This is a genomic window from Niveispirillum sp. FG148 (genome assembly GCF_057809655.1).
The window spans coordinates 1-9132 of record NZ_JBMDKJ010000059.1; the positions used below are offsets into that span (position 1 = coordinate 1).

At 62.9% G+C, this 9132-nt stretch carries 8 protein-coding genes and 1 pseudogene; 5 read left to right on the forward strand and 4 right to left on the reverse strand.

The window, feature by feature from the left end:
- Positions 1–2526 (forward strand): ligand-binding sensor domain-containing diguanylate cyclase (locus ACODTW_RS27935; RefSeq protein WP_488949483.1); only part of this gene is annotated, 2526 nt, incomplete at its 5' end.
- A 78-nt stretch (positions 2527–2604) separates the two neighbouring features.
- On the opposite strand, the gene ACODTW_RS27940 is transcribed toward ACODTW_RS27935, so the two are convergent.
- A complete protein-coding gene (locus ACODTW_RS27940; protein ID WP_488949484.1) occupies positions 2605–3702 on the reverse strand; it encodes a sulfotransferase family protein in 1098 nt (365 codons plus the stop codon).
- Entirely contained in the window at positions 3695–4786 is a 1092-nt protein-coding gene (locus tag ACODTW_RS27945) for a hypothetical protein (protein ID WP_488949486.1), read from the reverse strand. The genes ACODTW_RS27940 and ACODTW_RS27945 overlap by 8 nt, the downstream gene beginning before the upstream one ends.
- Before the next feature lie 392 nt (positions 4787–5178).
- Here ACODTW_RS27945 and ACODTW_RS27950 point away from each other — a divergent pair, with 392 nt between their 5' ends.
- From ACODTW_RS27950 to ACODTW_RS27965, 4 genes are all read left to right on the forward strand, one after another.
- Positions 5179–6393: a site-specific integrase gene (locus ACODTW_RS27950; RefSeq protein ID WP_488949487.1), complete on the forward strand. Its 1215-nt coding sequence runs from the start codon at positions 5179–5181 to the stop codon at positions 6391–6393.
- A 15-nt stretch (positions 6394–6408) separates the two neighbouring features.
- Positions 6409–7143, forward strand: coding sequence for a hypothetical protein (locus ACODTW_RS27955; RefSeq protein WP_488949489.1), 735 nt, complete (start codon positions 6409–6411; stop codon positions 7141–7143).
- A gap of 105 nt (positions 7144–7248) precedes the next feature.
- Positions 7249–7488, forward strand: a complete 240-nt coding sequence (locus ACODTW_RS27960) for a MerR family transcriptional regulator (protein ID WP_488949490.1) — start codon at positions 7249–7251, stop codon at positions 7486–7488.
- A gap of 17 nt (positions 7489–7505) precedes the next feature.
- Positions 7506–7898 (forward strand): hypothetical protein, encoded by a 393-nt coding sequence (locus ACODTW_RS27965; RefSeq protein ID WP_488949491.1) that lies wholly within the window; start codon positions 7506–7508, stop codon positions 7896–7898.
- A gap of 222 nt (positions 7899–8120) precedes the next feature.
- Here ACODTW_RS27965 and ACODTW_RS27970 read toward each other — a convergent pair whose 3' ends face one another.
- Positions 8121–8825, reverse strand: coding sequence for a P-loop NTPase family protein (locus ACODTW_RS27970; RefSeq protein WP_488949492.1), 705 nt, complete (start codon positions 8823–8825; stop codon positions 8121–8123).
- Positions 8826–8838: 13 nt separating this feature from the next.
- Positions 8839–9132, reverse strand: a pseudogene (locus tag ACODTW_RS27975) (hypothetical protein); the annotation flags it as partial.

A 9132-nucleotide genomic window follows, 5' to 3' on the forward strand; every position in this document is an offset into this window, starting at 1 on the left:
GGGGCGCCCCGCCCGCCCCCCCCCGTCCGCAGCCTGGTCCGCGACAGCACGGGCGCCCTGTGGGTTGGCACCACGATGGGGCTGGCCCGCGGCACCCCGGACGGCACGGCCTTCACCGCGGTGCCGATGGCCGACGGGACAGTCAGCGTAACGGCCCTGCTGGCCGATGGCGATGGCCGTCTCTGGATCGGCACCATGCGCAAGGGCCTGTATGTGATCGACGCCCCCGGTGCGGTCCCGCGGCCCGTCGATAGCGGACCAGCCCTGTCGGCGGGCTCCATCTCCTCCCTTTGTCTTGCGGGCCCGCATGAGGTCTGGGCCGGCCTGCGCGGCCGCGGCATCGTCGCCGTCGACAGCCGGGCGATGCAGGTCCGGGAGATCCGGCATGACCGCACCCTGCCCAGCAGTCTGGCCCATGACGATGTCTGGGCGCTGCTGCGCGACAATGCTGGCTCTGTCTGGGTCGGCAGCACGGGTGGTCTCAGCTACCACCCGGCCGATCCCGGGCTGATCTCCACGATTTTCGGGCCCTCGCAACGACCCGGCGGGCTGACCGGATCGGACGTGATCGCCATCCTGCCCACCCATGACGGCCGGATCTGGCTGGGTTATCTCGGCGGTGGTATCGACGTGATCGACCCGATGCGCGGCACCGTGCTGTCGATGCATCCCGATCCCAATCGGGGGGACAAGGCCCTGCCGCCGGAGATCATCTTCGGCATCGCGGAAGATGACCACGGCCGGGTCTATGTCGGTACCCGCCGCGGCCTCTATGGCGCGGACCCCACGACCGGAGAGGTGCATCTGATCACCCTGCCTGGGCGCGACCCGCGGGCCGCCGTCGGGGCCATCACCTGGACCGATGGCGTGCTGTGGATCGGGGGGGAGGAGGATGGCCTGACTGGCGTGGCAACGGGGCCGCCGGGACAGCCACTGACCGGCCCCCTGCTGCGTCCGGCCATTTCCGATCCGGGCGTACAGACGATCCGCCGCGGTTCCGGCCGCGACCTGTGGGTCGGCACGCGCAACGGGCTGAACCGGATCGACCTTGCGGACATGACGGTGGAACAGATCCATGCCGATCCGTCTGTTCCTGACGCGCTGCCCGGCCGTTTTGTGACAGCCATATTGTTCGATGCCCGGGGCCGGATGTGGGTCGGCACCTTCGGCGCCGGCCTTGCCCGCGTGACGGAGCGCACGCCGGACGGAAGGCTGCACTTCCAGCGCATCGGGCTGGAGGCCGGACTGCCGCATCTGAATGTCGACAGCCTGCAGATGGACGGGGGCGGCACGATCTGGGCCGGCACCGACGACGGGTTGGCCATGATCGACCCGGAAGCGGGCACCGTGCGGCCCCTGCGCCGCGCGGACGGGGCGCCGCTGGTCGATTATTTCGCCGGCGGCGGCGCCACCAGCCTGGAGGGCGAGGGGCTGCTGGGCGCCAAAGGCGGCTTTACCGTCACCAAGCCTGGCACCCTGCCGCCCTGGCGTCTGCGCCCCCCCATCGTCGTCACCGATCTGCGCGTCGGCGGCGTGTCCGTGCCGGTGGGACAGGTCAACAGCCCGGAAAGCCGGGCTCCCCTGATCCTGACACCGCGGACCAACAGCCTGGCGGTGGAATTCGCCGCTCTCGATTTCACAGCACCGGAGCGCAATCGCTACGCCTATCGCATGGACGGGGTGGACAGCGACTGGATTGAAACCGATGTCAGCCGCCGGCTGGCCATCTATGCCAATCTGCCGCCGGGCAATTACACGCTGCGCCTGCGCGGGTCCAATCGCGACGGCGTCTGGACCGACCGCAATCTGGTCCTGCCCATCCGGGTATTGCCGGCCTGGTACCAGCATGGCTGGGTCATGGCACTGGCGACGCTGATGCTGATCCTGGCAGTGCTGGGACTGGTACGCTGGCGCACCCGTTTCCTGCAAAGCCGTCAGCGGGCCCTGGAACGGCAGATCGCCGACCGCACCGCGGACCTGCGCGCCGCCAATGAACGACTGGAACGGCTGGCCATGACCGACACGCTGACCGGCTGTGCCAACCGGCGGCATTTCATGGAGCGGGCGGCGGAGATGGTGGCCTTGGCCGGCCGGCACGCCACACCGCTCAGCCTGGCCATCCTGGATCTGGATGACTTCAAGCAGACCAACGACACGTTCGGCCACCCGGCCGGCGATGCCGTCCTGGCACAGACCGGACAATTGCTGCACCGGCACCTGCGCACAACCGATCTGGTTGGCCGTGTCGGCGGAGAGGAATTCGCGCTGCTGATGCCACATACCGATCTGGACGGTGCCGGGCTGCTGGCCGAGCGGCTGCGCGGTGCCATCGCAGACGCCGACATCAACCTGGATGGCACCCTCATCCGCGTGACCGCCAGCCAGGGGCTGGCACAGCTTCGCGCAGGCGAGGATTTCGACGAACTCTACAGCCGCGCCGACACCGCCCTGTATCGCGCCAAGCTGAACGGCCGCAATCGCGTTGAAACGGACTCCAACCAGGGTGGCCCCCCGACACAGGTGTGATCCCGCCCAGGCACTGCGCGCCGCAGGCCGGTGCCACCGAACCCGGTCCGGATCGATCAAACGCACCAGGGCCGGGCGTCAGACCATCGTCTGCATGGCGAAATCGAAGGCGTCGATGATCCGGCCGCCGCCGCCGGCATGCAGGGCGCGGTATGACGGGCCATAGGTCTCCGCCGCGATCAACAGAGTGGGGCGGGGCCCGCCGACAGCTGCGGAGGCCACGGGCCGCAGCACCGGCCGGTTCAGCACCCGCTGGCCGGGAACCGCCCGGCTGTCCATAAAGCCCGCAACCGGGATGCCCGCCCGGTCCAGCCGGGCGCAGAGCGATTGCCCGACGGCACTGCTGCCGAAAATGTACAGCGGCCCGCCGCCGCCCTGCAGCTGTTCCAGCATCGTCAGTGTCTCTACCGGCGCCAGGGCGGGCTGGAATCCGGCCAGCAGCGGGGCCACGCGCCGATGGCAGATATCGAACAGCCGCTGATCCTGCTGGAACCGCTCCGCGATCATGGCACGGGCCGTATCGCTGACGGGGGCGTCGTCACGGCGGGATTGGTTGGCACGGATGGGTGCCAGGGGGGCGACCCCCATCTCGGCATAGATCGCATCGATCACCAGCCCCAGAAAGGGTAGCGGCACCACCTGTGCATCCAGCCCATCCAGCGCTTCCAGCGCTGCCTCGGCCGTGGCGGACGGGTGGTAGAAGCGGCACTGGCTGTTGCGCGGCGTGCCATCGATGAAATTTTCCAGGCTGCTGAAATCCAGCCCCTGGGCCTGCACCGCCGGCCTGTCCTGCCGGCCACGCAGATAATGGTAGAGCGATACCTGACGCTCCAGCGGGTCACGGACGCAGGCCAGCCAGTGGAAATGATCCCGGCCGATCCGGTCCAGGAAAGGGTTCAGATAGGCCAGCGGCAGGTGGCTGGCCCGGTGATGACATTGCTCCGCCGGGTCGGCCAGCGATCGCAGCAACAGCGGCACCGACTGCGCATCCCCATAATGGAACTGGCAATTCGCCCGCCCATGCAGCCGGATGAAATAGTGGATCAGCGAGGTGCCCGCCGTCTTCAGACAATGCAGCAGGTAAAGCGGCTTGCCGCCCGTGCTCAGGAAGCGGGCGGCATCCTGGTAGCGTGGGGGCGCTGTCACGGCTGATGCGGGGGCACTGCTCTCAGACACGCCAGACTTCCGCCTGAAGCGCGAAATCGAACGCGTCGATGATCCGGCCGCAGCCATGGGCGCTGGCGATGCGGTGGACGGGGCCAAAGGCCTCGGCGGCCACCAGTATGCTGGCCGACCGCCACTGCGCTGCATCCAGCCCGTCCGGCCGCCGCACGGGAAGGCCGGCCATGGTGCCGCTGCGGCTGCTGTCGATGAAGCCGGCGGGTTCCACCCCCGCGGCACGCAGCCGGGCCAGCAGCTTTTCCGCCACGCCGCTGCTGCCGAAAATATGCAGGTTGCCGCCGGACGCCGCCGGACGCAGTGATGCAAGGTCACTTTCCGGCCCCAGCGTTTCCACCGCCATCGGTGGAGTCAGGCCGGCCATCAGCGGCGCCACCCGCCCATGATAGGTGCGGTAAAGCCGATCATCCTGCGCGAACCGTTCGGCAATCAGCGCGGCGGCAGCGGGCGACAGGTCGCGCGCCGGCGGTTCCTGGTCGGTGCGGTTGGCTCGGATCTCCTGCAAGGGCGGCAGACCACGTTGCTGATAGATGCTGTCGATCACCGCCCGCATGAACTCCACCGGCACCACCTGCACCCCCAGCCCATCCAGAAAGGCGATGGCATCATCCGCCTGCCCTGATGGGTGGTAGAACCGGCACTGGCTGTTGCGGGGCATGCTGTCGGTGAAGGCTTCCAGGCTGGAAAAATCGATGCAGTTATTCTGGATCAGCGGCAGATCCCGCATCTTTTTCAGGAAGCGGTAATGGGAAACCTGCCGCGCCACCGGATCACGCACGCAGACGATCCAATGGAACCGGCTGGCATCCAGCCGGTCCAGAACCGGGGCCAGCACGGAAAAGGGCAAATGGGTGGCGTGATGGCTGTCATAGAAGCCGGGCTGCGCTGCCTCGGCCAGCAGGATATCGGTGAACTGCCGATCGATATAAAAGGTGGATATCCGACTGCGCCCGTCCAGCCGGGTGAGATAGCCGTTGAGCGAGGTGCCCGCCGTCTTCACGCAATGCACGAAGAAGATCGGCTTGCCCCCGGTATCCAGATAGCTGGCCAAGTCCGAATAACGGGGCATCATCACGCTCACGGTCGGAAAATCCATTCAGGCTCGACCTGATGGTAACGCAGTGGCAGGGCTGGCGACAATCATCTGCTGGGAGCGCGTCCCATGCCACGCTGCACACCCGCCGCATTGCCAAGCCGATCATGAGAGCGGCCGCGGGAACAAAAGATTGGTGGGCCCGGAGGGACTTGAACCCCCAACCAGACCGTTATGAGCGGCATTTTCAAAGATTTTGGACGAACGGAGACGAACGCGCAAGAACGTCAGAAAACATCGTATTTTCAGCTATATATGACACTTATTAGCCAACAGCGATCCCTGGCGAACATCAGCATAGAACGCCGTTCAAAATCAATCTTGCACTTACACTGCACTTACGGCAGGCTCGGGCCGTTGCACTTAAACGGGGATTCGCCGTGCAAGGTTTGCTGGGTTTGCCGCTGATCAAGAGCCTGAAACCGGCTGATCGGCCGTATGAGGTTCGGGACACCCGTCTGAAGGGTTTGCTGCTGCGGGTGCAGCCCAGCGGGGCGATGACCTATTACGTCGAATATGCACGCGGCAAACGGATGAGCCTGGGGCGGACCAGCGTCGTCACCCCGCAACAGGCTCGTGACCAGGCGAAGGACATCCTGGGGTCCGCCTTCCAGGGTAAGGACCCGGCGGCAGACGTGGCCAAGCCCGCCCAGGAACACACATTCGGCAGCTTTGTGGATGGGGAATATGGAAGCTGGGCCATCGCCAATGTCCGCACCCATAAGGGCACCCTGCGGCGGCTGAACACCAGCTTTGCCGAGTTCCGCCCCCTGAAACTCAGCGAGATCACCCCGTTGCTGGTGGAGCGCTGGCGTTCGGAGCGCCTGAAGGCCGGCACCAAGCCATCCACCGTCAACCGCGATCTGGACGACCTGAAATCATCGCTGGGGAAAGCCCAGCAATGGGGCTTCATCGAAACCCACCATATCGAGAAGGTGAAACGTACCCGCGTTGACGACCGGGCCACGGTACGCTTCCTGACCGATGACGAGCATAAGCGCCTGCTGAACGCGCTGGACGACCGGGAGGAGCGGTTACGCACAGGCAGGGACAGCGCCAATGCGTGGCGGGCCGTGCGCAAGTATCCCCTGCTGCCGGACCTACGGGTCGTACCCTATGCCGACCACCTGAAACCCATGGTGCTGGTCTCCCTGCACACCGGGCTTCGCTATGGGGAGCTGGCGAACCTGACATGGGATGATGTGCATCTGGACCGCGCCATCCTGACCATCCACGGCTTTAAGGCCAAAAGCCAGAAGACGCGCCATATCCCCCTGAACAGCGCCGCCATGGAGGTGCTGACCGCATGGAACACCCAGCGCATGGAAACCAGCCCCCTTGTCTTCCCCAGCCGCGACGGCGGCCCCTTCGACAATGTGCGCAGCTCGTGGGAGGAGGTGTTGAAGGACGCCGGCATCACGAAATTCCGCTGGCACGACATGCGCCACACCTTCGCATCCTGGCTAGTCATGCGCGGCGTGGACCTGAACACCGTCCGGGAGTTGCTGGGGCATTCCGATTATCAGATGACGCTACGCTATGCCCACTTGGCCCCGGAGCATAAGGCGGCGGCTGTGGCACGGTTGGTTGGGTGAGTGGGAGGGGATGATATGAGCCATATTTCCGATGAGCTTTGGGCGCGCATCGCACGCAGCACGGGGGGAGGGCCGGAGCTTCGGAACCGGCTGAACGAGGCAATCGACGTTGTTTGGGCGGAGACGGCATGCGAAAATAATAGAGCAGATGCTATTCGCATAAAGAAAGAATTAAATCAACTCATGGAATTGACTACGGATTTAATATTGAAAATGATATGCATGGGGCATGATTTAAGGTCGATATTATTTTATGAATCCGGCTTCAATTACAAGAGAAATAAAGAAATGAAGGGCGGAGAAAACGCACAAATTTATAGGCCTGTTGAATATTTTGAACAAGAACTTCTGATAGATCAGCTATCACATCTAAGTTCCATGATATTTTCTGGTATTGGAAGGGTCCGGATTCCCAAAAAGGGAATCTCACTACATATACGATTATTAAGAAGAGAAATGATGATCGGATTTGTAGATTACTCCCTTCATGTGAATGGTTGTAAAATTCTATCTCGAAGGCCGAGCGCGTTTATCGGCTGGCTTTACGATTTAGTGCGAATAGTTGATCCACATTGCACGGAAAACATAGTCAAGTCTGAGATTCGAAATTGGGTAGATAAACGAGACAACGACCCAGATCATGGACGAACGCACTGCATGCTAGTGTGGGATCAGATAGGAAATCAGCCCATAACAAGCTACGCGCCTCTAATCGTTGAGCGATCCTGTCAAGAAGATTTTGTAGAATAAAGTAGGGCACGTTCAGGCGGTAGCTTTTGCGAGGGCTTGAACTGGATGACCGCGAGCATCTGCATATGATCACGAACCATTCCGATCAACGGCAATGGTGCCATCATGACAATTGACAAGCTCCGCATCACCCCCGTGGCCTGCACAGTGGCTGAATTCTGCCATTCGCTCTCCATCGGGAAGACCCGCTTCTATGCCGAGGTGAAGGCTGGCCGGATCAAGGTGCTGAAATCCGGCCGCAAGACCCTTGTCCCCATCGGCGAACGCGAGGCGTATTTGAAACGCCTCGCCGATGCTGCCCAGGTCACCGGGAAGACCGGTCAGAGCCCCAACGATGCATTTTGATCCCCACGGGCAGATCAATGAGCCCCAGGGACGCGGGCACCCTGCCGCCATCACCAGGGGATCGAACAGCCACGGCAGCAGCGGAATGGATCAAGCTCGGCCGGCATGACCTTTACGGGCTGTATAGCGGGCTCCGAGATATGCGGGAGATCGGCGCATGGGCGTTGTTGATTGCGCATTACATCTCAGCCCCCGGTCCAATCGGTGCAGCCACCCTTGTGGATATCTTGCCGTTGGACGCCGCGAAGGCCGCAACCTTGCTGGAAAAGCTGAAACGTTTGCGTCGGATTGACACCGACGATGCTGGCCAGCTTCGCATTCCGATGCTGGACGAGAAGCTGGCAGCAGCAGCTACTGCGGCGGCAGAAGGACGAGCGAAAGCCAATAAAAGATGGAGATCGGCCACCTAAACCACTGAAAAACAACAAAACCCGTTATGCACGCTGCATTGCCGACTGTAATGCGGGTGGCACTGCACACTGTAATGCCACCCGCATTGCTACTGGCACTGAGAAGAGAAGAAGAACAGAGAAGAGCCCTCCCCCTGGCCCGCTCTTTCATCACGGGGCCGTAGGGACAGGGGGAGGGCAACCCACCCTATATCCCTCCCTTCTCGCGCGACTGTGGATAAGTCACGGCACCAGCGAGATTGCCCCGAAAATCTCGCGCCGCAGCAGGCCCAGCCGTGAGCGCTCCAAGGTGTAACCGGTGGGATCACCGACCGCCTCCGCAAACGTCTGCCGACGCGCCAGCATCTTCATCATGTCGCGCACATGCAGGTCACGGCCCCGCATTCTCAGGCGGATCAGCCCCCATATCCGGTGTGTGTTTTCGGTATAGATTTTCATTGTCTCAAAATCTGCACCTATGGGGCTGATCACTGGCCCGAAATAGTCATTGAGCCACACGATCAGCCGGATTTGGGGTGGCAAGACCTGTATGGCGTGCAGCAGGCCCTGCAGCGTCTCCGCCTGCGCCCAACCACCGACCACGATGGAATGCACCTTTATGGTCCAGCCCTCTTTCAGGAGCGTTGTTACGGTCTCCGGTGAAGTCAGCCATTCCCCCATGGCCAGATACGAACTCGGGCCGGTATCAATCACCACGTCCCCTTGATGGGCGCGGATAGTGTCGGTCAGGGTGGCCATGTCCGCGCCGACCACCGCCGCCCCTGACTGGAGGGTGTTGGAAAAGCTGTTGTTCAGCCCATCCGCGTCCACGGCCAAAACCTGGCTTGGAAACGCCCACTTTTCTCTCAGGTATTGGGTGAGAAACGTCGCCACCAGGGACTTGCCAATGCCGCCCTTGCTCTGAAACACCACATGCACTTCCCACATTTTCATGTCCCTATCAGTAGAGGTTGGTTGGATCGACCCTGCCCACCGGGCCGAATGCCGGGCCGGTTGGGACCGGCTTAGGCGTGACGGGCGGCGGCGGGATCGTTGATGGTGGGGGAGCCTGCGGCGGCGGCACGACTGGCCGCATGCTCAATGGCGGTACAAAGGGCGGCATTGCCTTCTCGACCAGATACCGCCGCACATAGATTTGGAACTGGCGCAACCCCAAGGGCAGATGCGGCGCGAACTGGCGATCACGTCCCCGTGCGTGGTGTAGGAGCGGCGTTGTCATCGCGCTCTCCGGCTT

Bases quoted from the DNA above. Each gene is read 5' to 3' on its own strand.
- ACODTW_RS27965 (WP_488949491.1), top strand. From the start codon at position 7,506: ATGAGCCCCAGGGACGCGGGCACCCTGCCGCCATCACCAGGGGATCGA.
- ACODTW_RS27960 (WP_488949490.1), top strand. From the start codon at position 7,249: ATGACAATTGACAAGCTCCGCATCACCCCCGTGGCCTGCACAGTGGCT.
- ACODTW_RS27970 (WP_488949492.1), bottom strand. From the start codon at position 8,825: ATGTGGGAAGTGCATGTGGTGTTTCAGAGCAAGGGCGGCATTGGCAAG.
- ACODTW_RS27955 (WP_488949489.1), top strand. From the start codon at position 6,409: ATGAGCCATATTTCCGATGAGCTTTGGGCGCGCATCGCACGCAGCACG.